The sequence below is a fragment of the Pseudomonas fluorescens NCIMB 11764 genome (assembly GCF_000293885.2).
GTDB lineage: Bacteria > Pseudomonadota > Gammaproteobacteria > Pseudomonadales > Pseudomonadaceae > Aquipseudomonas > Aquipseudomonas fluorescens_B.
The window spans coordinates 4,095,744-4,120,867 of sequence record NZ_CP010945.1 but is presented as its reverse complement, the minus strand read 5'-3'; the positions used below and the strand labels follow the sequence as shown (position 1 = coordinate 4,120,867).

Genomic DNA, 25,124 nt, shown 5'->3' with positions numbered 1-25,124 from the left:
TGGTGGTATTAAATAGCTGAAATTGCATACCGAGAGATTCCCGATGATAAACTGCAACTCTAAAGTTTCGGTCTGCACATTCAACCCCATCACTGCAGACAAAGAGCCGAATACCGCTCAATTGACTAACAGCAAAGACAAAGGTTCGTTTATTAATATTGCAGACGTGCGCGGGACTGGCGGCGGAATTGAAAAAATGACCCACCCCTCCGCTCAGGTCAGTGAAACAGATCTTTTTTCACCCTACATGATCGAACTGCTCGGTAAAACAACGGCACTGGCTTTCGCAGAGAAAGTACTTCAAGCGCCCAGACAGCAGCTGCTGGATAGCTTGGGAATTGATGACACTCAAAAGACGGAACGCCAGACCAAACTGCATTCAGACCAGATTACGATTTCCCGTTTTTATACACACTCAGTAGAGCCGAAGCCGTCATCCATTACGTTAAATGGGTCGCCTTTTATTGAACAGGAACCGACCAATCCATACTTCATTAATCAAAAAATAATCACGCCTGATTTCAGGGTTCATCGTGACAATGAGGACGCACACAGACTCAACTTGTTGCAGTGCAAATCAAGGGACGACAGCGAAGTATTCTTCAATAAAGAGCCTATCCTGCAACTACAACAGTACAACGCATCCACTTACCAACATGAGTCCCATTTACGGGATGATGGCAAATTACAAAATAATGCACACTACTTCACCGAGATGGTTAGTTATTTAGCTCAGAGGGGTAGCCCAGGTGATTTCATAGTACAGAACTCGCTGGAGAGCAGTTCCGATAGAACAACAGCGCATTTTCAGTACATTCCCGATGACGTCATCCTTCCCATATTTGCACATACGCCGCGAAGCAGTGACATTTCAGAGGCGAAGATCATGGACTGGTATCTACCATCCGTGTGGAGCACATTTGATCTTAGTGAGCCTGACTGGATAGACGCCAGCAAAAAATTACAACACCTTTGCCAAGAACTCCTGGATAGTCAACACATCAGCACTACGCCGCTTTTCAGAAAGCTGGAGGGCGAAAGAGTTGATGCTTTTCTTATTTTCAAAAAAGATTGTTCAATACAATGGAACATGACTCCAGAGAGTATTCAGAATACGCCTGGGTGGTTGGAAGCCAGTGGCATATTCATTGCCAACAGTGGAAAGTCCGAAGTTTTTGAAAGACTAGGGGCCCGCGCTTACTATGAAAGTTACCGCGTAACGGCTGAGAGCATGGATACCATCAACCGTATTTTCGCGGATGTGCTCACTCGACACTGATGACTATGCGGCCACGCGTCGCAACTTCAGGCTCCAGCCCTGCTGCATACCCGCAGCGGCCAGCAAAATGGCGGCGACACCGATCCACTGCAGCGTTTCCAGGCGATGGCCGAAGGCAAACCAGTCGACGAAAATCGCCGCAATCGGGTAGATGAACGACAACGCGCCGGTCAGTGCCGTCGGCAACTTCTGGATTGCGCCGTACAGCAACACATACATCACGCCGGTGTGAACAATGCCGAGTGTCACCAGGCTGGCCCAGGCACTCGGTGCTTGGGGCAACGCGGATAAGTGCGCGAACGGTGCGAGCAACAACACGCCGGTGCTGACCTGAATCAGCGCAATCAGGTGCGGTGGTGTGCCGGTCAGGCGTTTGATGATCAACGCGGCAATCGCATAAAGGAAAGCAGCGCCCAGCGCCAGCGCGATGCCCATCAGGTAATCATTGCCGCCCTCGCCCTGTTCACCATGCGCACTGACAATCGCCAGCATCCCCAAAAACGAAATGCCCAGCCAGAACAGTTTTTGCAGGGTGATTTTTTCGTTGAGGAACAGCGCGGCCAATCCGACCAGCATGAATGGCTGAACGTTATAGACCGCTGTGCCGATGGCAATCGAGGCGCGGGAGTAAGAGGCGAACAAAAGCACCCAGTTACCGACAATTGCCACGCCGCTGAGCACGGCCAGCAGGAAGGTGGTGCGGGTAAGAATGCCGGGGCGCAGGAAGCCGAATGCCGCGCAGATCAGCAATAACGTGCCGGCGCCGAACACACAACGCCAGAACACCACGTCCAGCACCGGCTGCCCGGACACCAGCACAAACCAGCCGATGGTCCCGGAAATCAGCATGGCGGCGGTCATTTCGAATGACCCGTGACGAATTGTTTTGTCCATCATCAGACTCCTGTGTTTGAGCCCAAAGTATGCCAATCCGCTGGGGGGCTTCTCCAGCGCAAAAAGCAGGCTAAACTCGGTGTCTGCCTTTTTTATCAAGGCGGTTTCGATTAATTGCCTTACAGAGGTTGCGCCATGACTGATGATATCGACCAAGTGCTGATCACGGCGTTGATGGAAGACTCGCGGCGCTCGCTCAAGGCCCTGGCGAACCTCAGCGGCCTGTCCTCGCCCAGCGTCGCCGAGCGTTTGCGCCGCCTCGAAGAACGCGGCGTGCTCAAGGGTTATACCGTCGAGATTGATCCCAAATGCTTTGGCTATCAACTCCAGGCCATCGTGCGTATCCGCCCGCTGCCGGGCCAGTTGCAGGAGGTGGAGCGGCAGATCCAGGCCATCCCCGAATTCACTGAGTGCGACAAGGTGACCGGCGACGACTGCTTCATCGCCCGCCTGCATGTGCGCTCGATGGAGCAGCTGGACACCCTGCTCGACCGCCTCAATACCCACGCCGAAACCAACACCGCGATCGTCAAGAAGACCCCGGTCAAGCGACGGTTGCCGCCGATGGCGTGAGCCTTTCCTCAAATCGCAGACAAAAAAAACCCGCTTTCGCGGGTTTTTTATTTCACGCCTTGCGATTAATCGTCGCGGCTCATGATGCCGAAGATCTGCAACAAGCTGATGAACAGGTTGTAGATCGATACATACAGGCTGATGGTCGCCATGATGTAGTTACGCTCGCCGCCATGAATGATGGCGCTGGTCTGGAACAGAATGCAGACCGACGAGAACAGCACGAAACCTGCGCTGATCGCCAGTTGCAGCCCGCTGATCTGGAAGAACAGGCTCGCCAGCGTTGCACCCAGCAACACGAAGAAACCGGCGGTGATGAAACCACCGAGGAAGCTCATGTCCTTGCGAGTGATCAGCACGTAAGCCGACAGACCGCCGAACACCAGCGCCGTCATCGCGAACGCCGAGCTCACCACTTCCGCGCCGCCCTGCATACCCAGGTAACGGTTGAGGATCGGGCCTAGCAGGAAACCCATGAAACCGGTCAGGGCAAACGCCGACACCAGGCCCCACGCCGAATCACGGAGTTTGTTGGTAAGGAAGAAAAGGCCGTAGAAACCGATCAGCACCACGAAGATATTCGGGTAGCCGACGCGCATCTGCTGGGCGACAAACGCCATCACGCCGCTGAATGCGAGGGTGAGTGCGAGTAAGCCGTAAGTGTTGCGCAGGACGCGGCTAACCTCTAGCTGCTCAGCCTGCACGCTGTTATTAACTGCGTAATCCTGTTCGCGCATGGCGACACTCCTGTTGGTTTGAAACGTTCAGTCGCAAAGATCATAACAGACGCTCTGTAACAAGCCATGCAGAGAGTTTGACAGTGTGTTTCATTCAGGTATTATGGCGCCCGCAACGCAAACGGAGGTGTGGCCGAGTGGTTTAAGGCAACGGTCTTGAAAACCGTCGACTGTAACAGGTCCATGAGTTCGAATCCCATCGCCTCCGCCATATTTGTATCGACAAAGCCCTGATTTTTCAGGGCTTTGTCGTTTCTGGGGCTTGGGTCGCATGGGCCGCAACGCAATGTGTTCCATAACTATTCTGGAAGTGTTCCATAACTAAGCCTCCAAAAACCCTCTCCCGCGTCCTGCCGACTGTTAAAGAATCCTTCATGTAACACGGTGCTACGCCGTCCTCTTCACGGAGGATATTTCGATGCCAAATTCAGACCTGCTCCCTCCCTGCTCTTCAAGATCAACGAAAACCAGCTGGCCCTTGAGGCCGCCATCCTTGAACTGTCCAACTGGGTCGAGCAGCAAGGCGCTGCCGAAGTCTCGGACTACGTGCGCGGTGCCCTGGACACAATCGACAAGAACGAAGAGTTCATCAAACTGACGCTCGCGGTCTTGATGTCGCCCGAGTGAGGGCAGACGGAAAGCAATCGGCCAGGAGCGGTCGCTCCTTCTCAAGGGCTTCCCAGATCAAACTTGAGGCGAACTCTCCATCATGTGCTGCTCGAAAGAGCTACGAGGTTTTGAGCGCGCGACCGTTTCGCTTGCCTCGAAGCGTGGTTAGGCAGCGCCGCGCGGGAAGAGCAGTCGCGACAGCTTGAAGAGTTCGCCGAGTCTGGCATCGAAGCATGCCCCCCTACCACGACACCTTTTGTTGTTAGCGAAAAGGTGTCGCGCATTATCAGGGCCGCCGGACTTAAGTCGCTCGCCGCCGATCCGCCGGAGCCTGAGGACGAAATCGTCGAACCGATTTCAGTTGCTGCGACTTAGCTGCAAGTTTTGTGTGGTGCAGTCTGCGGTGCTGACAGTCCCCATGAATGCATTCATCTTCACAGCGCACTTCTCGATGTTCAAACCGTTGCGGCCATCACTGGAAATGTTGGTGACGTATGGGCCTGCTGTGGTGCAGCCAGCCAACACAGCGAGAAGGCTCAGAGCAATAATGTTCAGCTTCATGTGAATCCCTTTGATTTGCGGTAGATCCGTTAAATGGCCGCGAATGTTATAGCAACGAGCCACTACAAATCACCCATCCTTTTTCGCATCCGGTCACGAAGGGCGGCGCCTGACTGGAGATAACCTAATGCAAATTCAACGCGAAGGTCGCGTCACCTTTGGCGAGGCCCGGCTGGCTGTCTGGGAAGAAGGCATTCCTAGAGAATGGGACGCCAAGGTCATCTGGGAACGCAAGTTCAAGCGCGAGGTGTTCAAACGCATTATCCAAACGCTCAATCGGATTGGCTGGACCGTCGGCGAGCAAACCCACATTTTCACGGACAACAATGCTCGCCATTGCGTAAAGGGTAACTTGCAGGCTGATCTCAAAATCTGCGGGCGAAGCATTGAGCTGGAGTTTTTCCAGAGCGTTAATACGCCGGATCGCGCAGACCATGGCGGCCGATACCAGAGCGATAAAGAGAAGCACATGCCTTACCTGGTGCGACTGGAAATGGAGCGCACACGTAGTCGTATCCGCGACTACCTGTGCATGTGTTCACAGATTATCGGTTCGAGGCACCCGGCCAGAAATGCGGCCTCGGCGGCATGACCAGTGTTGAATGGATCAATGCTGACTACGTGAGCAAGCGCCGCTTTGGTGCACCGGCAATTCCCCCAGCGGATTACAACTCAGGGTCAGGCGACAAGAAAACAATCGTGCACGGCGCCAAGGTATGGACCACTGACCGCAAAGGGCGCTGGTTCCAAGGCACCGCTTTAGTCAACATCAACAACATGGGGTGGGTGGCTTACGGCAAATACGGATACACCAACAAGGCGTGCTTTGAACTCTTTGGTGCCGACCGCCAAGCAGCAACCCTGGCGCACTGCCGCCGAGTGCATCGACTGGAGCAACCTCGGCCGCACCATCTTCCGCGATAAGCCAATGGCAGAGAACACCATGCGCCGCGTGGCCAAAGGCTGCTGGCGCCATGTGTTGACCAGCGCAAAGCCGTTCATTGTCCCGATGCGGGGCACGTCGGAATCACACACCAGCACCCACGGTCTGGACGAAGCGCTTTCGACCATCAGCGCCGGCGGCACGCATCACACTTTGGTCCAGCCAGTCGCCGCTCCATTTCTCACCGAGTGCGCGAACGGCTCTTCACAACGTAACTTCAGCGCGGTCGAGCCGGTGCGTACTCAGGTCGCCCAGGTTAAGGGCGGGCACTTTGCGTTAGCCGCGGCGAACATGGTCACGCTGCGCAAAGGGTCGGTTGGGGCTGATGTCGACAACCCTCTTGGCGTGGTCGCAACCAGCACCGGGCACCATGCGGTATCAGCGGCGTTCTTCGAACAGGCGAACGGCGGGTACTACAAAGGCCACGGCAGATCGGCCTATGACCCGATTTCAACCATCTGCCAGTCCGGCGCAAATCAGCGGCTGGCCAACGCCTACCTGGTGAAGTACTACGGCAACGAAAAGGACGGCATCTCGCTCACCGAGCCGATGCATACGCTGCCAACGAAAGACCGCGTTGCGCTGGTCGAGGTTGTGCAGGTGCCGGACACGCTGACGCCGGAGCAGATGGAAGGCGCCCGCCGCTGTGCCGCCTTCATGCACGAGTATCTGCCGGAGCATTTCAAAGACCCGGCCGAGATGGTGATGGTCGGCGGCTATGTGCTGGTGGACATCACTCTACGCATGCTGCAACCGCCTGAGCTTAAGGCGGCACAGGGCTTCGAAAAGGATTACATCATCGACCGCGGCCTGTTCGTTGACCCGGTGACCGGCGCCGAGGAATGGCGCGACATCAACAAGACGGACCAGGTCGGGCTGATCGGCAACAGTGTTTATCCGGATGAAGCCGAAGCACTGGTCGCCGCCAACGCCGCCGACATCATCGAACTCTACCAGCGCCTCGCGGCGTAACCTACTCCACCGCCCGGGCATGACCCGGCATAGGACGCCCCATGCCCACAGAAAACAAGCCGACCGATCCGTTCGGACCAAGCGGTCGAACCTTTCACATTCATCTGAGCGTTCGCGGCGCGCTGCGGGACTTCCGCAAGCGACAGCTTAAAGGTCTGTTTCGTGCGGAAGGTCGCCGAGAGTGCACCGCCGACGAAGCGAAAGATCAACTGCTCGAGGCGCTGGCCCAAGGCAAGGAGGTTCTGCCTTTTGGGCCGCCGTGCGAGGGTTTCGATTTCTCCGGCAACGGCTGCCCCGGCCACGACAACCCGCCAGCGGTTGTGAATGCCCATGATCTGGTATCGATGGAGATTGCAGGATGAGAACAACAAGTGAAATGTCCGACAAAGGCTAGCTATCACTTCGTCTGATGGCCGATCTCCTCTCGTGTTGGCATCGTCCAGTCCGAAGCTCTTCTCTCGTAGATCGAATCGTCGCGTTTTTCGCCATCGTAGGTGAACATCAGTAGGTAAAAAGCGAACGCCGTTGCAGCCAATGCCGCTCTGCCCACAGGGTGCGCATCTTTCGATAGGGCGCCCGGACCTATGCTTATCCGACCTCCTCGAAGATAAGCAAACACCGCTTGCGTGAACCATGCATGTGCTGCCAGAGCCCCCCAGAAACGCCCAGGCTCATATGCGAAACGCACAAAAGCATTTACCAGTGACGCTACGACCATCAATCCCAATATTAGATACCGGTAGCGCTTCAACAATATGAGGGCGATATTTTCCGGCTCCATCAACTCACTTCCAATTAAACATGCTGTCGGCGTATCCCGATTACCTGGATATCGGCAGATTCGAGCCGATCCTAAGTCATAACCGACAGCTCCCCTCCTCCCCTTCAAAGTCAGCCGCTATCGCGGTAAAGGAATAATTAGGCTTTATCAACGCTTTGTAGCGTCCCAGGTACAAGTACCGGACGCTTTAGTTTGCGTGTAGGTTCCGGACAAAGTGTTCGGTCCTGTTACCTGCCCATCCATCGTGACTCGGTTTCCTAGCCAATTGGATGCCGAAATATGAACGATATTCCCCTGTATGGAACCCGAGTCGATCGTGGCGTTTGATAGCTTTCCGGTGATGCGGCCCGTCGCCTGGTCATGTTTCACATCGAACTCACTGGTTCCTGAGCCATAACTGCAGACCTGATTGCTACTCCATCGTCCTGTTAAGTTGTGACTCGGCGGCTCGGCAACAGTGCTTCTGTAGTGGTCAACTAATCCCGGACACGACGTTAAGTTTTTTCTCGGCCTGAGCCGGGGCCAGCCCATTATTGAACTGATGCGGTCTAATCCAGTTGTACCTATGCATCAGGTAATAACTGATGTCGCGGTGCGCCTCTTGAGCTGTCATGTAGCCCACGGTCGGTATCCGTTCAGTTTTCAAGCTGCGAAACACACGCTCCATCGGCGCGTTATCCCAGCAGTTTCCACGACGGCTCATGCTTTGGCGCATGCGGTAACGCCAGAGCCGTTGGCGGAACTGCCGGCTACCATATTGCGAGCCTTGACCCGAGTGAAACAAAAGCCCTTGAGGCTTGCCACGCTGTTCGTAAGCCATGTCCAACGCCTTGATGACCAGATCCGCATCCGGATTGTTCGACAGCGCCCAGCCCACCACTCGGCACGCGTAAAGATCCATAACGACAGCCAGGTAATGCCATTTCCCTTGAGCCCAGATGTAGGTGATGTCGCCACACCAGACGTGATTCGGCACCGGCACATCAAACTCTCGTTTCAAGATGTTCGGAATATCAGGCCGCTCAACCCCCGCTTGTTTGTAGGCATGTGATCCAGGTTGTTTGCTGACCAGCTCCAGTTCCCGCATCAGGCCCCGCACCTTGAACCGCCCAATTTGCTCGCCGTCTTCCTGCATCATCGACAAGATGCTGCGGCTACCGGCGGCGCTTCGACTTTGCGTAAACAGTTCGTTAACCCGGCTGCGCAACCGAAGCCGCTCAACGTCTGGAGTTCGGCGCCTGAGACGGTGGGCGTAGTAACACGAACGAGTGACATCAAAGACTGCGCAAAGCCAATCAACCGGCTCTTGAGGGCTCAGTTGATCAATCAGCGCGTGCGCTCGTGCTCTTCCGACATCAAGAGCGCGGTAGCCTTTTTTAAAATGGATTTCTCCCGCTCAAGGCGAGCGATTCGAGCTTCAAGTTCCTGGATCTTCTACTGCTCAGGCGTCAGCGCTTTGCTCTGCGGAGTAACGCCTTTGCGCTCCTGCTGGAGTTGATTAACCCAGCGGCGCAACGCGGACTCGACCACCCCAAGCGAGCGGCTGGCTTCGATATGGCTATAGCCTTGATCGAGAACGAGGCCTGCGGCCTCGCGTTTGAATTCAGCGGAAAAGGAACGACGTTGTTTGGTCATCAGACACCTCTATCTGGCGAGCATTCTCGCCTAAATGGGTGTCCGGTTTCATTAGACCACTACACTTCCAAGCTAATATTCGACAGATGCACGACCACCACAACGGTGTGCACAAATGTGTTCACACCTTATTTTTTTCCATGCTACTGATTTTAAAGGGTTTTTTTGAACATGGCAGAGGTGTTCGAATCCCATCGCCTCCGCCATCTTTATACGACAAAGCCCTTAATATTCAGGGCTTTGTCGTTTCTGGCATTTGGGAATTTTGCTCCTCCCACTCTGGATCATTCGCATCTTTTCGTCAGTTTGCGCAACCTTGCTCAAGCGGCCATTGAATCCAACTCCAAATTTGCGCACGGCCTAAAACGCATTAACCTGCAATTGTCGTCTATGCGGGCGGAACGAACTCTAGCGCTGGCGCACGTTGCCTCACCTCCCGCGTTATCGCGGAAGGCTCGGCGTGCACCAGCACTGCACGCTACAAGGTGTAGGAAATGCCAACTTGTACTGTTCGCGGTGCCCCCGGATAGGCATAGACGTTACCGAATGCGCCTTCTTCATAGTCACGATCGAACAGGTTTTTCACGTCAAGATTGAGCCGCACCTTGTCATTGATCTTGTAGAAGCTGAGCAAATCGACAACGGTGTAGCTGCTCATCGAAAACGCGGTGTTGGCGGTTTGCCCGGCGCGCTCGTCGACGTACTTGAGCCCGGTACCCAAGCCCAGCCCCTTGAGGGTGCCGTCCTGGAACTCATACATATTGAGCAGACTGAAGCTGTTTTTCGGGATGTTCAGCAGGCGCGTGCCAGAGCGCAACACGTTGTCTTTGGTCACTTCGGCATCGACATAGGCGTAGCCGCCAATCACGCGCCATTCGGGCGTGAGGTTGCCGGCAACGTTGACGTCGAAACCACGGCTGCGCACCTCGCCGGCCGCAACGCTGAAGGTCGAATCAACAGGGTCGGTGGTCAAAACGTTGCGTTTCTCGATCTGATAGATCGCCGCATCGACACTCATCTGCTGATCCAGCGCTTCCCACTTGATACCCATTTCGTAAGACTTGCCCTTCTCCGGCGCAAACCCGCCGCCCTCGCGGCTTGCGCCGGTGTTGGGTTTGAAAGAGCGCGCAGTGTCGGCATAGACCGCCAATGTCTCGGTCAGGTCGTAGGTCACGCCGATGCGCGGGGTCACCGCGTTGTCACTGGCCTGCCAACTCTTGCCGCCGGGCACGTAGGTTTCGTAGTCATGTTCGAAGCGTTCGAAACGCGCCCCGGCCAGCACCTTCAATTTGTCGGTCAATGCCACCTGATCCTGCACGAACGCGGCATACGTCTTGAGGTTTTCCTTGTCGTGAGTCGGCGTGCGGGTGAGTGCCGGACGTGGCTGGCCATACACCGGATCGAAGATGTCGATCGGGTACGCACCGATAGCTCCGCTGGAGCGTTGAATGATCGACTTGTAGTCGTAATCCTCATACTCGATACCGGTGAGCAACGTGTGCTGCAAACCAGCGGTATCGAAATGGCCGGTCAGATTGAGTTGGGTGTCCTTGTCGGTCCACTCCAGCTTGCGATAGTTGAAGTTGCGCCCTAACGTGCGGCCGTCAGCGGCAATGCCGTTGGCCTCGACCGCGTTGCCCTTGAGCGAACCATCGAGCCACTGGAAACCGCCCCCCAGCGTCCAGTCGTCGTTGAGCATGTGTTCGAAACGCAGTTGCGCCATGTTGTTGTCGTTGTGCAGTTTGCCAGCGTCTTTTTCCCCAAAAAAACTGTCGCGGGAGGCGGTGCCAATCTGTTTGCCGTAACGCGTAACGCCTCGATCCAGAGGCGCGTTGTTACGCATGAAATCACCTTCGAAAATGAGCTTGGTCGCGTCGGTTGCCTGCCACGTCAGCACAGGAGTGATACCGTAGCGCTCGTTTTCGACGTGATCGCGGAAAGTGTCGCCGCCCTCGCCCACTACGTTCAGTCGATAGGCCAGGCGCCCCTCTTCGTCGAGCGGGCCGGAAGCGTCCAGCGTGCCGCGCTTCATGCCCTGATCGTTGAGTTGACTGCCCAGGGTGACGGTGCGCTCGGGCAACGGCTGTTTGGAAACCACGTTGAAGGTGCCGCCAGGATCACCCCGACCGTAGAGCATGGTGGCCGGGCCGCGCAGCACTTCGAGTCGCTCGATGGTGTTGGCATCCGGCATGTTCGGGTAGCCGCGGTTGATCGGAAAACCGTTGCGGTAAAACTCGCCGGTGGTGAAGCCACGAACGGTAAACGTGGTCAGGCCCTGCCCACCGAAATTGTTCGCCCGCCCCACGCCCCCGGCGTAGTCCAGCGCGTCCTGCAAACGGGTGGCGCCCAGATCCTCGACTGCATCCTTCGAGACCACACTGATCGATTGCGGGGTTTCATGGATCGACGTGTCGGTACGCGTGGCGCTGGCCGAGCGCGTCGCCCGATAACCCTGCACCGGGCCGTCCGCCCTTTCGTAATTCGCGGTACCGATAACATCGGTTGCGTCCAGCTCAAGCGTTGAGGGAGCTACATCCGTTTGTTCAGCCCATGAGGAAGACGACAACGCTTGCAATACACAAATGGAAAACAGGGTTCGACGCATGGAGAGGAAAACCTTTACGAATAGGCCAATGCACAGGGTAAAAACGCCAATAAAGACCCGTGCATGCTATACAAAACCATTCGCAATTAAAACTTATTCCCATTAACACACATGAACAACTCGTCACGTCATCCGGAGAATGGGCGAAACGAGCGATGCGCCATCCACTGAATTTTCGCGGCGATGCTTACGTGATGCTCTCTCACGCACCCTCTCTACCAAGCCAAAGAGTGGCCTCCTTCCAGGCTCCAACCGTCACAAGCTCTTCTAAAGTTTCCAACAGAATTTTTTCCCAACTCAACGCTAGGCGACTGTTTCTTCGCTCCCTGAGCGTAGTGAGCGAAACGGTAGACCGGATGCCGGGTCTCTCAATGGCATGCCCCACCAGAATGCCATTGGCGATATCCTCCTGGACTGCGGCGTGGGCAAGAATCGAATAGCCCATGCCTTCGGCAACCATGCGTTTGGTCAAATTGACGCTGTCCACGTCGAATACGACATTCAACTGGAATCCGTTTTGCGCCGCTACCTGTTCGATCAGGCGTCGGTTGCTATGGGGTAAACCAGGAAGGATCAGCGGAAAATCCGCCAGGCCCATGATACGTACCGATTTTGGCGACTCCCCTGGTGGTCCGACCAATACCATCTGCTCGCTGAAAATCGGTCGCACATCGAAAGCCTCAAGCAGCGGTTGGTTGTACACCACCGCCACCTGGATCCGGCCATCCAGCAACCACTCCTGCAGCGAAGTACTCAAGCCTTCCAGTACATGCAATGACGCCTTCGGCCAGCGTTCGTGAAAACGCCGAATCAACTGCGGCCCAACGATGGTACCGATTGCAGGCGGCAAGCCAATTGCCAGGTGCCCGCGCTCCTCGAATGCACTGTTGCGCACGTGGTCGGCGGTTTCTTCCATATAGCGCAGCATCACGTCCGCGCGTTCGAGCAGGCGCGCGCCAGCGGCGGTGAGTTCCACTCCCCTTCCATGCCGAATAAACAATGCCACCTGCAACTGCTCTTCTAACTTGGCGATCTGCCGACTCAGGGCTGGCTGGGCGATGAAAAGCTCTTTCGCCGCGCGACTGAAACCGCCGCACTGAGCCACTTTTACAAAGGAGCGAAGTTCTCGAATGTCCATCGTACTCACCATGCCGTCAGAGCATAGCTTTGTATCAAAATAAGGTTTTTGTGCCTAGCGTTGGTTTTTTCTATGCTCAACGCAGATAGCTGAAAGCCCAGCTTGCCCGCCAAGGGACGTGTTACCACAAGAATAATGATGCCCACTATTGGGTCAGGAAATGCCATGAATCAGTTGAAGAAGCTCCACGTGCAGGTGCTGATCGCACTTGTTGCTGCCGTCATACTCGGTTTCGCCGCGCCGCAATGGGCGGTGGCTATGAAACCCCTCGGACAAGCGTTCATTGCCCTGCTGAAAATGATGCTGGCACCGATCGTCTTCGTGACCCTCGTGCATGGCCTCACCCACGTTCAAGACATGCGCAAACTCGGCCGACTCGGCGTCAAGTCGCTGATCTATTTTGAAGTGGTCAGCACCGTCGCCATGTTGATCGGTTTCATTCTGGTCAACGTAGTGGAGCCCGGCGTGGGCCTGCATGCCACCAGCCTTAACGAATCCAGCGAAGCGATCAAGGCCACCTCCGCCGCCGGCAGTGTGTCGATGATCAACTACCTGCTGGGGCTGATCCCGCACACGCTGGTCGATGCATTCGCCAAGGGCGACATCATCCAGGTACTTATTATTTCGGTACTGGCCGGCATCGCCATCAACCGCGTGTGTGGCCCGGATTCGGTCGCCGTGAAAGCCATTGGCGAAGCCCAGAGCATCCTGTTCAAAATGCTCAGCTTCATCATGAAACTGGCGCCGCTGGGCGCGTTCGGCGCCATGGCCGCGGCCATCGGCAGCTACGGTGGCGACACCCTCCTCTACCTTCTGAAGCTGATCGCGGTGTACTACGCGGCGTCCCTGATCTTCGTGTTTGGCATTCTGGGGTCGATCAGTTGGTCCATCGGCTTGCCGTTTGGCAGTGTGCTGCGCCTGATTCGCGATGAAATCCTGCTGGTGTTCGGTACCGCGTCCGGTGAAGTAGTGTTTCCACGCCTGATCGAAAAACTGCAGCGCAGCGGTTGCGATGAAGTGGTGGTCGGTTTTGTCCTGCCCGCCGGCTATAGCTTCAACCTTGACGGCACCGCGATCTACATGGCCATTGCCATCGGCTTCATCGCACAAGCCACCGACACGCCGTTTTCCCTGGTGCAACAACTGGGCTTGCTGGCCATCCTGAGTATCACCTCCAAAGGCGGCACCACTGTTGCGGGCGGGGCCTTCATCAAGCTGGCTGCGACGTTGCAATCGGTACAAACCCTGCCCCTGAGTGGCCTGGGCTTGCTGTTCGGCATTGACCGCATCATGGCCACCGCCACTGCCCTGACCAATATCGTCGGCAACACCGTCGCGGTGTTTGCCATCGCACGCTGGGAAGGCGCCTTCAATCCTGAAGATTTCGAGCGCGAAACCGGCCGTAAACCGAGCCGCAGCCTGCTGCGCCCACCGGTGGAAAACCAGTCGGACGAGGACCCCATCGAGCCTGCGCACAAATCCCACGTTCATTCACCGCGTCCCTGACAGGAAAGCTCCATGAATCGTCTGCCCCCTATCGACCCGAACCACCTCAGCGATGCGCAGCGCCCGGTTTACGAGCGCATCGCCAACGGCCCGCGCAAAGGTGTACGAGGCCCCCTGGCCATTTGGCTGCATCGGCCGGAACTGGCCGAGTGTGCCCAGGCACTAGGCCGCTACTGCCGCTATGACACCTGCCTGGATCCGCGTCTGTCGGAGCTGGCCATCCTGATGATGGGACGCCACTGGCTTGCCGAATACGAATGGGCCGCCCACAAGCCGTTCGCACTGGAGGCGGGCTTGGCGCCGCAGATTATCGATGCCATTCGCGATGATCTGCCGCCACCGTTCGAAAACGCCGATGAAGTGCTGGTTTACCGCTTCATTCGCGAACTGCATGCCCAGCGTGCAATCAGCGACGGTCTGTACGCCGAATTCGTCGAGCTGTTGGGCACCGATGCAGCCGTCGATCTGGTCGGCATCGCGGGCTACTACAGCCTGATTTCCATGACCATCAAGGTATTCGAAGTGCCTGCGCCTGCGGGCGCCACTGCCGAACTGCCGACTACATTGAACTGAGGATATGTGCATGACCGATACTCTTCCAAAAAGCGACCGTCTCAAAGGCAAGGTCGCTATCGTCACCGGTGCTGGTTGTGTCGGCAGCGGCTGGGGCAACGGCCGCGCGGTCGCGGTGATATTCGCCATGGCCGGTGCCAAGGTCTTCGCGGTCGATCGTGATCTGGGGGCCATGGAGGAAACGCTGGAGCGCATCCGCGAGGCCGGCGGTGAAGTCACGCCTTATGCCTGCGACGTCACCAATACCCAAGCCGTCGCCGCCATGGTTGCAGCCTGCAAAGAGACCTATGGCACAGTCGATATTCTGGTGAACAACGTCGGCGGCTCGGCGGCGGGCGGCGCAGTTGCCTTGGCTGAAGAAAAGTTCGATGCCCAGATCGCTCTGAACCTCGGCAGCGTCTACCTGACCTGCAAGCACGTGCTGCCACTGATGGAGGCCCAGGGCAGCGGCTCAATCATCAACACCGCGTCGACATCCGGTATTCGCTGGACGGGCTCGGCCCAAGTGGCGTACGCCGCGAGCAAAGCCGGGGTGATCCAACTGTCGCGCGTGACCGCCGTGGAATACGCGCCCAAGGGCATCCGCGTGAACACCGTGGTGCCTGGGCAGTTGCATACGCCGATGGTCGAGGTGCGCCTGGCCGGGCAACGCACGGGGGGTGATGTGAGCAAGCTGCTCGACACCCGTCTGGCACGCATTCCGCTGGGGTTCATGGGCGACGGCCGCGATACCGCTTACGCCGCACTGTTCCTGGCCAGCGATGAGTCACGTTTTGTCACCGGCACCGAAATCATCGTCGATGGCGGCATGACCGCGCGTTGCGACTGAACCATCCGCAGGAGCCAGCATGTCGATTTCATCCAGCCCTACGGGTGTGTGGGATTGCCACACACATATCTACGGCCCTTGGGCTCAATTCCCGCTGCCGGCCAATGCTGCCTATACGCCTGAGCCGGCGCCCTTCTGCGAGTTGCTGGAGGTGCATCGGAGGCTGGGCATTAGCCACGGCGTGCTGGTGCAGGCCGCGCCCTATGGCACCGATCACGCCGCCATCCTGCAGGCCATTGCCGGCAGTGGTGGGCATTATCGGGGGGTCGGGATCATTGACGACACCACTACCGATGCCCAGTTACAAGCACTGCACGACGGTGGCCTGCGCGGTATCCGCTTCAACTTGATTGGCCATCTGCCAGGCGCCCGCGACCCGCAAAAACTGCGTGCCCTGGCCGAGCGCGTCGCGCCCTTCGGCTGGCATGTGCTGGTACACGGGGAATTGCCGGTGCTGCTGCCGTTTCTACAGGCTTGGCGCGACCTGAAGACGCCGCTGGTCATCGATCATATGGCTCGCCCCGATCTCACAGGGCCCGTTGATCCGACGCTGATACACGAACTGCGTGCCGAGCTGAGCCATGCAAACCGCTGGATCAAACTGTCCGGCATCGATCGCGCGATGCAAGGCCTGCCCGGCCCGTGGCCGCAGGCGCTGGATCAGGTGCGCACGCTACTCGAATGCGCGCCGCAACGCGCTATCTGGGGATCGGACTGGCCGCACCCGAATATCAAGGGGCCGGTGCCGGATGAGGCGCAGTTGCTCGATTTCATTACTCAGGTCTGCGACAGCCCCGCCTTGCAGCAGGCGGTCCTGATCGATAATCCGGCGCGTCTATACACCTGACCGCCCGCCCATTTCGGAGATCAATCGATGGACGAGATCACCTGGTCGCCCAGCCTGCGCGTGCCCGATCCAAGGGTACGCGAGCTGGACCCGCGCTTTGCCCACTACCGCCTGGCGCATGCCAAGGTCGAACGGCTCGGCGGCGGCATGCGCTGGGCCGAGGGCCCGGCCTGGTTCGCGGACGCACGCTTTTTGCTGTTCACCGACTTGCCTAACGATCGCATCATGCGTTGGGACGAAACCACCGGCAGCCTGGGGGTGTTTCGCCACCCTTCGAACCAGGCCAACGGCATGACGCGAGACCGTCAGGGCCGCTTGCTGGTGTGCGAACACGGTGGCCGACGTGTCACCCGTACCGAGTACGACGGCAGCATCACCGTGCTGGCCGACAGCTTCGCGGGAAAGCCGTTGAATTCGCCGAATGACATTGTGGTGAGTTCGGACGACAGCGTCTGGTTCACCGACCCGCCTTTCGGCCTGATCAGTGACTATATGGGCCGTCAAGGCACGCCCGAACTGCCGGCCAACCTGTATCGCCTCGATGCGGATGGCACGCTGCATTGTGTCGCTGAAGACCTCGAAGGTCCCAACGGCCTCGCCTTCGCCCCGGATGAAAAAACCCTTTACCTGGTCGAGTCCAGGGCGCGCCCGCGACGGATCGTGGCCTACAGCGTCGACATCCAGGGCCGCCTCAGCCAACGGCGCGAGCTGATCGATGCCGGCAGCGGGCTGCCCGATGGTTTGCGCGTGGACATGGACGGCAACCTCTGGTGCGGCTGGGGTGCACCCGAGCCTGGGCTGGATGGTGTACGCATCTTTGCCCCCGATGGCAGCGCCATCGGGCATATCGACTTGCCCGAACGTTGCGCCAATTTGTGCTTTGGCGGGCCACGCGGCAATCGCCTGCTGATGGCTTCAACCACCTCGTTGTATTCGTTGTTCGTCAACACCCGTGGCGCTTGAAATGAGCGCTTTATAGAGAAGGTAGCACCATGAAAAAAACAAGATCTGCCCCGATGTTAGTGACCACCGGCCTGGTCGGCCTGCTCGGCTTTTCTCAGTTGGGCGAAGCGGCTGAATTGAAGGTCATTGCCAGTGGCGCACTGCGCGGTGCCATGGAACACCTTCAGCCGGCCTATGAAAAAGCCAGCGGCAATACCTTGAGTTTCAGTTGGGGGCCTTCGATGGGCACCTCGCCTGAATCCATTCCAGAGCGCATCCGCCATAAGGAGCCGATGGACCTGGCGATCATGGCTGACGAAACCCTGGAGCTGCTCTCGGCCACCGGCGCCTTCGACATGACCACGCGCCGCGAGATCGCCGATTCACGCATCGGTGTCGGCGTGCCTCACGGCAAGCCCAAGCCGGATGTCTCAAGTGTCGCCGCGTTGAAAGCAGCACTGCTGAAGGCTGACAAGATCGCTTATTCCCAGGGCGCCAGCGGCGTGTACATCCGCACCGAGCTGTTCCAGCGCTTGGGCATTACCGACCAGGTGAAAAACAAAACCGTTGAAATCGCCGGCAAGGAACTGGTGGGCACGGCACTGGCCAGGGGTGATGCGGATATCGGCATGCAACAGATCAGCGAGTTGAAGGTCACTCCCGGCGTCGACTACCTGGGCCCGCTTCCCGAGGAAGTGCAGAAAGTCAGCCGCTTCTGCGCAACAGTTGCCCAGCAGACGCCCAATGCGTTGCCTGCCCGCGAATTCATTGCCTTCCTCAACAGCCCGGCCGCACGCCGCCTGCTTGAAGAGAGCGGCCTGGAGCCGGCGAAAAACCTGACTACCCAGGAATCCAAATAATGAAAACAGTCTCGCGTCTTCTGCTCGGTGCCACCTTTGGCCTGGCCTCTGCCATTGCGATGGCCGCCGGTGCTCCGTTCAAGCAGGAACTGGTCAGTTACGACAATGTGCAAATCGAGGTCAATGCCCAAGGCACCGGGCCAGTGATTGTGATGCTGCCCTCGCTGGGACGATCGGGGCGTGACTATGACCAGGTCGCCGATTATCTTCAGGCCGACGGCTTCCGCGTGGTCAGGCCAGAGCCGCGTGGCATCGGGCAAAGCAAGGGGCCGATGGAGAACCTGACCGTGCACGACTTTGCCCGCGACGTCGCGGCGGTGGTCGAGCATGAAAACAAGGGACCGATCGTGGTGGTCGGTCACGCCTGGGGCAACTTCGCGGCGCGCATGCTCGCCGCAGACCGCCCCGACCTGGTACGCGGCGTGGTCATGGCCGCAGCGTCGGCCGGCAAGGTGCCGCCGGGCTCGACTGAAAAACCCATCAATGCCGAGATGCGCCAGGCCATCGACGGCGCGGGCGATATGTCGCTTTCCGAAGAGCAACGCCTGATCTACCTGCGCAAAGCGTTCTTTGCCCCTGGCAACGACCCGAGGGTCTGGTTGGGCGGCTGGCACCAGGCAACCCACGACGCCGAAGGCCATGCGCGCAATACCACGCCGGTGGACGACTACTTCGCCGCCGGCAATGCGCCGATCCTCGACCTGCAAGGCGAAGCGGACACTGTGGCCCCACGGCGTTTCTCGGGCGTGCTCAAAAGCATGCTCGGCGACCGGGTCCAGGTGGTGGTATTGAAAAATGCCGGCCATGCCATGGCCCCGGAACAACCCAAGGCAATGGCGGATGCCATCGCCACGTTCGCCAAGGCGCAGTACGCGAAAAAATAATGTAGCGAAGTGATGAGGAATGCTCCGAGTCGAACGACTCGGAGCATTTTTTCGTTAGGGCGTAGCCAAATGGCGACGGGCGCCCTCCTCCAGGGAATGCGCCGTCAGTTGATCACTTGGCCGCATACACGCGTTGCGCAAACTCGGCGATGGCATCCGCCATTTCACGAGGCTGCTCGGGCGCCATGGCGTGCCCGGCGTTGGCGATGGTTTTGTGCTCGACCCGGTCGCCGAGCATGGACTTGAGAATGTTCGGAATCACCACCGCGTCATGCTGCCCCTGCAAGTCAAGAATGGGCACGGTTTTACCGGCTGACCAATAGAGCTCCACGGGTGTGGTATCGCGCGCATGGTCCTGGGCCTGGTGAGTCTTGTCGTACCATCCGCTCAGCCAGGCGCGCGGGTCATTGCCAGGAGCGAAGAACGCCTCTTTGAGATAATCGATACGCTTGGCTTCCGGCAACGAATAATTACCCGCGCCTTTGATGGCCTCGACCATGCGGCCATAGGGTTTCTCCGATGAGCCGGCGGGCAACTTGCCAATCGACGCGGCCGCCAACACGATGCCATTGACCAGATCCGGGCGATCCACCGCCAGCACGCGGGCGGGCTGGCTGCCCCAGGCATGCCCGACCACCACCGAAGGCCCGGTCTTGGCCTTGTCCATCACCAGGGCCACGTCGGCGGCGAAATCGTGCAGCGTCGGCGTGTCCATCGGCGCCTTGCTGCCCTTGATTCCACGCGGTTCAGGGCGGATCACACGGTAGCCGTCGGCGGCCAGATAGCGTGCCACCTCGTCATAGTCATTCGCGCCCCGGCCTTTTGACGGCAGGATCACGATGACATGACCCTTGCCCTGGTCCAGCGCCTCGATATGCACGTTGCCTTTTTCGGCAACCAGCGTGCGTACCGAATCATCGGCATTTCCCGGCAGGCTATAGGCAATGAGGCCAGCGACGATTAAAGATTGCATGACGCGAGTGTAGTGCATGGGATGAGCCTTTTATTATTGGTGTGGACCCTCAGGTTTATGCACTGGGAAGAAAATAACCAATACCGATATCTCATGATGTTCAATGCTCGTCGGGCATGGCCGCAGCCCCGCACTGAACGCCCTCCTAGTCCCATGCTCTGCCGTTATGGACTCCTATGGTTTAAAGGTCTTGGCGTGCACAAGAACGCCGGCCATATGCTTCCAGGCTCCTGAATACAACAATAATGGAGCCCCATGAATACACTCACAGCCGCTCAAGTCACACCCCAGGAGGCACTGGAATCCAGCGCCTGTCGCAAAGCCGCGATCAGGTTGATTCCCTTGCTCGCCATTGCGTATTTCTTCAATTATCTCGACAGAACCAACGTCGGGTTCGCGTCTTTGACCATGAATGACGATTTGGGGCTCACCGCGTCCCAGTTCGGTTTTGCGGCCGGCATTTTTTATGTCGGTTATTGCCTGTTCGAAGTGCCCAGCAACCTGGCGCTCTACCGCTTCGGCGCGCGGCGATGGCTGGCCAGGATCATGATCACCTGGGGACTGTTCTCCGCCTCCACCGCGTTGGCTCAAGGGCCTGTCAGTTATTCGGTCATCCGCCTCCTGGCCGGCATTGCGGAAGCCGGTTTTTTCCCCGGCGTGATCTTCTTTCTGTCGCTGTGGTTTCCCATCCAGTATCGGACCCGGGTCATGGCCTGGTTTCTGTTCGCCATTCCGGTGTCGTCCGTGCTCGGTGGGCCGCTCTCCGCCGCCATGCTGGCGATGGATGGCATCTGGGGTTACCGCGGCTGGCAGTGGCTGCTGGTACTCCAGGGCCTGCCGGCCTGCGTTCTGGGCGTGATGTGTCTGAAAATGCTGGCCGACAAGCCCGCCGATGCGAAGTGGCTGACCGCGCAAGAGCGCCAAGCGTTGCAATCGGCCCTCGATGCCGAGCATGAGTCACGGGGTTCGCACAGCTTTCGCGAGTCCATCAAGGACGTGCGGGTGTGGCTGCTGGCGGCCATTCTGTTCAGCTATATCATCGGCATCCTCGGCATCGGTGTATGGCTGCCGCAAATCCTCAAGACCCATGCACTGACCACCACCCAGATTGGCTGGGTGTCGGCGATCCCTTATCTTATTGCCAGCATCGCCATGCTGCTGTGGGCGAAGGTGCTCGCACGCAAGCGCCGTTATGTCTTGCACTTGGCGATTACCTGCGCCACGGGGGCGGCCGGGTTTATCTTCTCGGTGGTCTACAGTGACCTGATTCCGGCCCTGATTGGCCTCACGGTCGCGTTGATCGGCTTGAGTTCGGTGCGCACTTGCTTCTACAGCATCCCGTCGACATTCCTGAGCAAGCAGGCGGCGGCCGGCGGCATCGCTTTCATCAATGCGGTGGGTAGCCTTGGCGGGTTGGTGGGGCCGTACGCGGTGGGCTGGCTCAAGGATCTCACACACTCATTCAACGCCGGGCTCATTGCGATGGCGGCGATGCTGTGTGTCGCAACGGTATTGACCTTGATTCTGCGGTACGTGGTCAAGGAAACCTGACCCAACATGGCCCCGGCGGGCTCGGTCAGCCGCCGGGGCTTTCTCGTCAATGAGTGTGGAAAGTCTTGCGTCGAGTCATGAACGCGGAGAGTGCCCTGCCCGCCTCGGGGTTGTAGCACTTGAGCGTCTTCGCCACATGACCGAGACCTGCGTGGTCTGCATAGTAGGTCAACCCGCCCTTGTAACGCGGGAAGCCGTAGCCATGAATCCATACCAGATCGATATCAGCAGGGTGCTCCACAATATCGTTGTCGAGCAACCAGGCAGCCTCGTTGATCATCGCAAACAGGCAGCGTTCTTCGATTTCCTGATCAGAGATACTACGGGGCGCAACACCCCATTGCTGGCGATGCTGCTCCAACAATTGCGCCAGCCATGAATCCGGCACAGCCTGACGACTGCCCGGCGCATAGCGATAAAACCCAAGCCCGGTTTTTTGCCCATGCCGTCCTGCGGCATACAATTTATCGACCCAATCGCAGCGTTGCTCACGCTCGCTCAGCTGCAACAGACGCCCCTGGCGGTTGCGCCAGGCGACATCCACACCTGCCATATCACGCAGTTCAAAGGGGCCGATGGGGAAGCCAAACGCTCGCATCACCCGGTCGACAGCCTCGGGCGACGCGCCCTCCTCCAGCAGAAACATGGCTTCGCGCTCCCTCGCGGCCAACAGCCGATTACCCACGAAGCCGTCGCACACCCCCACGGTGACCGCCACCTTGCCCAGACGCCGCGCCAAGGTCAGCACCGCAGCCAGGACCGACCTGTCGGTCTGGGTGGTGCGCACCACTTCCAGGAGCTTCATCACCGGCGCGGGGCTGAAGAAGTGCATGCCCAACACCTGTTGCGGGCGCCGCGTGCAATCGGCGATGGCCTCGATGTCCAGGTACGAGGTGTTGGTCGCCAGAATCGCGTCCGGCTTGCACAGGGTATCCAGCTGGCGAAACACCGCGCGTTTGACCTCAATGTCTTCAAACACCGCTTCGATAACCAGATCGGCGTCCGCCACAGCGTCCATATAAGTCGATGGCAGGATCAACGCCCGGCGTTCCTGGCAGGCGTGTTCGTCCATGCGCCCCTTGAGCAACGCATCCCGGTAATAGTCGTCAATGTTCTTTACGCCGCGTTGCAGCGCGGCGTCCTGCACATCGATCAGGCTCACAGCAAAACCTGCGTTGGCCACGCAAATGGCAATCCCGGCGCCCATGGTGCCCGAACCGATCACCGCGACCTTTTGAATCGCGTGCGCCTGGCCATTGTCGGCGAGCTTGCGCGTACGGTCGGCCAGGGCCCGCTCGGCGAAAAACAGATGCCGCAAGGCTTTGGCCTGGGCCGACTGCCGCCGTCCGATAAACAGCGAACGCTCCAACGCCATACCGTCGTCAAACGACTCGGTCAGGGCTGCGTTGATCGCTTCAAGGGCGGCCTGGGGGGCTTGTTGCCCAACCAGTCTTTTCATCACCCCTGCCACCTTCGCCTCGAACTCAGTAGCGTCGTGGGCAGGTCTCAGTCGATCCCGCGTGCGCCGCCAGAATGGATCGGTGAGGAGGAAGCGCATCGCGTGCTCGATCGCCGCACTTTGCAGGTTGGTGGTCACACAGTGGTCCACCAGCCCGACAGCCTGCGCCTGCACCGCCGTCAGCCGCTGCCCGGCAATTACCACGTCAACGGCAACCAGCGCGCCGCACAGGCGAACCAGGCGCTGTGTGCCGCCCGCGCCAGGTATCAAGCCCAGACTGACCTCAGGAAGGCCCAGCACTGTGTGTTCATCGGCGATGCGCAAATGACACGCCAGCGCCAGCTCCAGGCCACCACCGAGCACCGAGCCATGCAGAGCGGCGATCACCGGTTTCTGGCTGTTTTCGATAGCGTTCAGAATGTCCGGCAAGTGCGGTTCCATCAACGGCTGGTCGAACTCCTTGAGGTCGGCGCCGGCCACAAACGTCTTGCCCTGGCAGGTGATGACAATGGCCTGCGCAGCGGGGTCGGCCTGCGCCTGCGCCAGACAGGCTGACAGTTGTTGCCGCACGCCCTGGGACAAGGCATTCACGGGCGGGTTGTTGATTGTGATGACACCGATGCCGTCATCTGTTTTCAGACTTACCAAGGAATCCATGAGGGTTACCCGAGTTACAGGAAGGAAATGGGATAGCTGAGGATCACCCGCGTGTCGTTGGCATTGCGGGAGAAGTCCGAGCGGTACGCGGCGTTGCGCAGGCGTATGTCCAGGGCCTTGAGCGGCCCGCTCTGCACCCGATACTGCAATTCGATGTCCAGTTCGTGCTCACGGCCTGAATCGGTGGCCAGCACTTCTGCATCCGTGCCCTTGATATAGCGAGTCATGAAGGTCAGCCCCGGCAGGCCCCATGTCGCCAGGTCACGGGCATACCGGAGTTGCCATGAACGCTCGCCCTTCTCGGCGAAGTCGCCCACCTGCACGAAGTTGACCAGGTACGGGTCGGTGCCCTCGACGTAGGGAAATGCCGAATCTCCACTCATGGCCTGATAACCCAGGCTGAACGCATTGCCCCGCCATTCGTAGGTGGTCATTGCGCTGAACGCGCGATTGTCCACCTGCCCGGCGCGTGCCTGTCCCTGGTCGTCGCTGATGAACAGCCGCAGGTCCGACTTGAACTTGCCCTCACCGACCTCGTGGGCGCTGGTGAGTCCCAGAAAATGTTGCTGGTAGACATCTTCCAGGCGACCGACCTGGTAGGTCAGCTGCACGGTCTTCCAACGATAGGCGGCGCCCGCCAGTTCAAAGTTGCCGCCATCGAGCGGGCCCCTGAATCGTCGATTCTTGTTATTGATGGCCAGCCCTTGCGCGCCGGTGACATCACGGTCAGTGACTTGATCAAGGTGCCCGCCAATCAGCTCCAGGCCACCCCACTCGCGGGATTCGAGCATGCCACCGCGGAAGGTCTGCGGGAGCAAACGCCCGAAGTTCGATTGCAACGTGGGCAGCTTGGGCATCAAGGTACCCACCTTCAACTCGGTTTTGGACACGCGCATTTTTGCCGTCAAGCCGGCCTTGGAATATTCATCGGGCGCCCTGCCGTCATCGTGTACCGGCAGCAAGCCGGTGCCGGTGCGGTCGGGGCTGGAGTCGAGTTTCAGGCCGACCATGGCGATAGCGTCCAGGCCGAAGCCGACAAATCCGGGGGTGTAGCCCGACTGTGCACGAAGAATGAAACCCTGGGCCCATTCATCGCGTTTTGATTGGCCGCTGCCGTCGCGAAAATCGCGGTTCATGTAGAAGTTGCGCATCTCCAGGTCGACTTTGGCATCCGCCAGGAAATCCGAGGCCTGCGCGTTGGCAAGCCATGGCCCGACGGCGACGATGACGCCCCAGGATGCAGCTGTTTTCTTATTATTCATGAGCAATTCCAGGCCGTACTCGGCCACACCGAACTCAGTCGAGATCGGTGGACC

The 25,124-nt window shown here is 58.5% G+C and carries 22 protein-coding genes, 1 tRNA gene and 3 pseudogenes; 16 read left to right on the top strand and 10 right to left on the bottom strand.

Annotation, left to right across the window (positions count from 1 at the left end; translation table 11 throughout):
- Positions 1 to 43 precede the first annotated feature (43 nt).
- A complete protein-coding gene (locus B723_RS19020; RefSeq protein ID WP_017339208.1) occupies positions 44 to 1,279 on the top strand; it encodes a hypothetical protein in 1,236 nt (411 codons plus the stop codon).
- A 3-nt stretch (positions 1,280 to 1,282) separates the two neighbouring features.
- Here the strand turns inward: B723_RS19020 and B723_RS19015 are convergent, their stop codons facing one another.
- Entirely contained in the window at positions 1,283 to 2,173 is an 891-nt protein-coding gene (locus B723_RS19015; RefSeq protein ID WP_017339209.1) for a DMT family transporter, read from the bottom strand.
- Positions 2,174 to 2,308: 135 nt separating this feature from the next.
- Here B723_RS19015 and B723_RS19010 point away from each other — a divergent pair, with 135 nt between their 5' ends.
- Positions 2,309 to 2,746: an Lrp/AsnC family transcriptional regulator gene (locus B723_RS19010; RefSeq protein ID WP_008028095.1), complete on the top strand. Its 438-nt coding sequence runs from the start codon at positions 2,309 to 2,311 to the stop codon at positions 2,744 to 2,746.
- Between the two features lie 65 nt (positions 2,747 to 2,811).
- Here the strand turns inward: B723_RS19010 and B723_RS19005 are convergent, their stop codons facing one another.
- The gene (locus tag B723_RS19005; protein WP_017339210.1) at positions 2,812 to 3,483 is read right to left on the bottom strand and encodes a Bax inhibitor-1/YccA family protein; all 672 of its coding nucleotides are present in this window, start codon (positions 3,481 to 3,483) and stop codon (positions 2,812 to 2,814) included.
- A 123-nt stretch (positions 3,484 to 3,606) separates the two neighbouring features.
- Between B723_RS19005 and B723_RS19000 the strand changes: the two genes are divergently transcribed.
- Positions 3,607 to 3,694, top strand: a tRNA-Ser gene (locus B723_RS19000).
- A gap of 207 nt (positions 3,695 to 3,901) precedes the next feature.
- Positions 3,902 to 4,110: pseudogene (locus B723_RS18995) on the top strand (hypothetical protein).
- Positions 4,111 to 4,449: 339 nt separating this feature from the next.
- On the opposite strand, the gene B723_RS18990 reads toward B723_RS18995, so the two are convergent.
- The gene (locus B723_RS18990) at positions 4,450 to 4,653 is read right to left on the bottom strand and encodes a hypothetical protein (RefSeq protein WP_017339211.1); all 204 of its coding nucleotides are present in this window, start codon (positions 4,651 to 4,653) and stop codon (positions 4,450 to 4,452) included.
- A gap of 127 nt (positions 4,654 to 4,780) precedes the next feature.
- Between B723_RS18990 and B723_RS18985 the strand changes: the two genes are divergently transcribed.
- The 4 genes and pseudogenes from B723_RS18985 to B723_RS18975 all read left to right on the top strand — a co-directional run bounded on the left by B723_RS18985 (position 4,781) and on the right by B723_RS18975 (position 6,930).
- On the top strand, positions 4,781 to 5,245 hold the full coding sequence (locus B723_RS18985; protein WP_017339212.1) for a hypothetical protein: 465 nt from the start codon (positions 4,781 to 4,783) through the stop codon (positions 5,243 to 5,245).
- Positions 5,242 to 5,577, top strand: coding sequence for a hypothetical protein (locus B723_RS33365; protein ID WP_017339213.1), 336 nt, complete (start codon positions 5,242 to 5,244; stop codon positions 5,575 to 5,577). The genes B723_RS18985 and B723_RS33365 overlap by 4 nt, the downstream gene beginning before the upstream one ends.
- A pseudogene (locus B723_RS18980) lies at positions 5,495 to 6,568 on the top strand (DNA cytosine methyltransferase); the annotation flags it as partial. The gene B723_RS33365 and the pseudogene B723_RS18980, both read left to right, overlap by 83 nt.
- A gap of 41 nt (positions 6,569 to 6,609) precedes the next feature.
- The gene (locus B723_RS18975; RefSeq protein WP_017339215.1) at positions 6,610 to 6,930 is read left to right on the top strand and encodes a hypothetical protein; all 321 of its coding nucleotides are present in this window, start codon (positions 6,610 to 6,612) and stop codon (positions 6,928 to 6,930) included.
- Positions 6,931 to 6,965: 35 nt separating this feature from the next.
- On the opposite strand, the gene B723_RS18970 is transcribed toward B723_RS18975, so the two are convergent.
- The 4 genes and pseudogenes from B723_RS18970 to B723_RS18950 form a co-directional block, all read right to left on the bottom strand.
- Positions 6,966 to 7,349: a hypothetical protein gene (locus B723_RS18970; RefSeq protein ID WP_017339216.1), complete on the bottom strand. Its 384-nt coding sequence runs from the start codon at positions 7,347 to 7,349 to the stop codon at positions 6,966 to 6,968.
- Positions 7,350 to 7,821: 472 nt separating this feature from the next.
- Positions 7,822 to 8,984: pseudogene (locus tag B723_RS18965) on the bottom strand (IS3 family transposase).
- Between the two features lie 478 nt (positions 8,985 to 9,462).
- Positions 9,463 to 11,589: a TonB-dependent siderophore receptor gene (locus tag B723_RS18955; protein WP_017339219.1), complete on the bottom strand. Its 2,127-nt coding sequence runs from the start codon at positions 11,587 to 11,589 to the stop codon at positions 9,463 to 9,465.
- Positions 11,590 to 11,791: 202 nt separating this feature from the next.
- Complete coding sequence (locus tag B723_RS18950; RefSeq protein ID WP_017339220.1) at positions 11,792 to 12,727, bottom strand: LysR family transcriptional regulator; 936 nt, start codon at positions 12,725 to 12,727, stop codon at positions 11,792 to 11,794.
- A gap of 165 nt (positions 12,728 to 12,892) precedes the next feature.
- Between B723_RS18950 and B723_RS18945 the strand changes: the two genes are divergently transcribed.
- The 7 genes from B723_RS18945 to B723_RS18915 are packed head-to-tail and all read left to right on the top strand — an operon-like array spanning position 12,893 to position 19,168.
- Positions 12,893 to 14,233 (top strand): cation:dicarboxylate symporter family transporter, encoded by a 1,341-nt coding sequence (locus B723_RS18945; protein ID WP_017339221.1) that lies wholly within the window; start codon positions 12,893 to 12,895, stop codon positions 14,231 to 14,233.
- Between the two features lie 12 nt (positions 14,234 to 14,245).
- Positions 14,246 to 14,806 (top strand): carboxymuconolactone decarboxylase family protein, encoded by a 561-nt coding sequence (locus B723_RS18940; protein ID WP_017339222.1) that lies wholly within the window; start codon positions 14,246 to 14,248, stop codon positions 14,804 to 14,806.
- A 10-nt stretch (positions 14,807 to 14,816) separates the two neighbouring features.
- Positions 14,817 to 15,635, top strand: a complete 819-nt coding sequence (locus B723_RS18935) for an SDR family NAD(P)-dependent oxidoreductase (protein WP_031318977.1) — start codon at positions 14,817 to 14,819, stop codon at positions 15,633 to 15,635.
- Positions 15,636 to 15,654: 19 nt separating this feature from the next.
- Complete coding sequence (locus B723_RS18930; protein ID WP_017339224.1) at positions 15,655 to 16,482, top strand: amidohydrolase family protein; 828 nt, start codon at positions 15,655 to 15,657, stop codon at positions 16,480 to 16,482.
- A 27-nt stretch (positions 16,483 to 16,509) separates the two neighbouring features.
- A complete protein-coding gene (locus B723_RS18925) occupies positions 16,510 to 17,445 on the top strand; it encodes an SMP-30/gluconolactonase/LRE family protein (RefSeq protein ID WP_017339225.1) in 936 nt (311 codons plus the stop codon).
- A 29-nt stretch (positions 17,446 to 17,474) separates the two neighbouring features.
- A complete protein-coding gene (locus B723_RS18920; RefSeq protein ID WP_031318978.1) occupies positions 17,475 to 18,284 on the top strand; it encodes a molybdate ABC transporter substrate-binding protein in 810 nt (269 codons plus the stop codon).
- Positions 18,284 to 19,168: an alpha/beta fold hydrolase gene (locus tag B723_RS18915; protein WP_017339227.1), complete on the top strand. Its 885-nt coding sequence runs from the start codon at positions 18,284 to 18,286 to the stop codon at positions 19,166 to 19,168. Before B723_RS18920 ends, B723_RS18915 begins: the two co-directional genes overlap by 1 nt.
- 112 nt (positions 19,169 to 19,280) lie before the next feature.
- On the opposite strand, the gene B723_RS18910 is transcribed toward B723_RS18915, so the two are convergent.
- Positions 19,281 to 20,159 carry an alpha/beta fold hydrolase gene (locus B723_RS18910; protein WP_017339228.1) on the bottom strand — a complete coding sequence of 293 codons (879 nt, stop codon included), beginning with the start codon at positions 20,157 to 20,159 and terminating at the stop codon, positions 19,281 to 19,283.
- 237 nt (positions 20,160 to 20,396) lie between these two features.
- Here B723_RS18910 and B723_RS18905 point away from each other — a divergent pair, with 237 nt between their 5' ends.
- Positions 20,397 to 21,692: an MFS transporter gene (locus tag B723_RS18905; protein ID WP_017339229.1), complete on the top strand. Its 1,296-nt coding sequence runs from the start codon at positions 20,397 to 20,399 to the stop codon at positions 21,690 to 21,692.
- A gap of 46 nt (positions 21,693 to 21,738) precedes the next feature.
- Here B723_RS18905 and B723_RS18900 read toward each other — a convergent pair whose 3' ends face one another.
- Both B723_RS18900 and B723_RS18895 read right to left on the bottom strand, forming a co-directional pair.
- Positions 21,739 to 23,808: a 3-hydroxyacyl-CoA dehydrogenase NAD-binding domain-containing protein gene (locus tag B723_RS18900; protein ID WP_017339230.1), complete on the bottom strand. Its 2,070-nt coding sequence runs from the start codon at positions 23,806 to 23,808 to the stop codon at positions 21,739 to 21,741.
- Positions 23,809 to 23,822: 14 nt separating this feature from the next.
- The gene (locus B723_RS18895; protein ID WP_033037609.1) at positions 23,823 to 25,070 is read right to left on the bottom strand and encodes an OprD family porin; all 1,248 of its coding nucleotides are present in this window, start codon (positions 25,068 to 25,070) and stop codon (positions 23,823 to 23,825) included.
- Positions 25,071 to 25,124 lie beyond the last annotated feature (54 nt).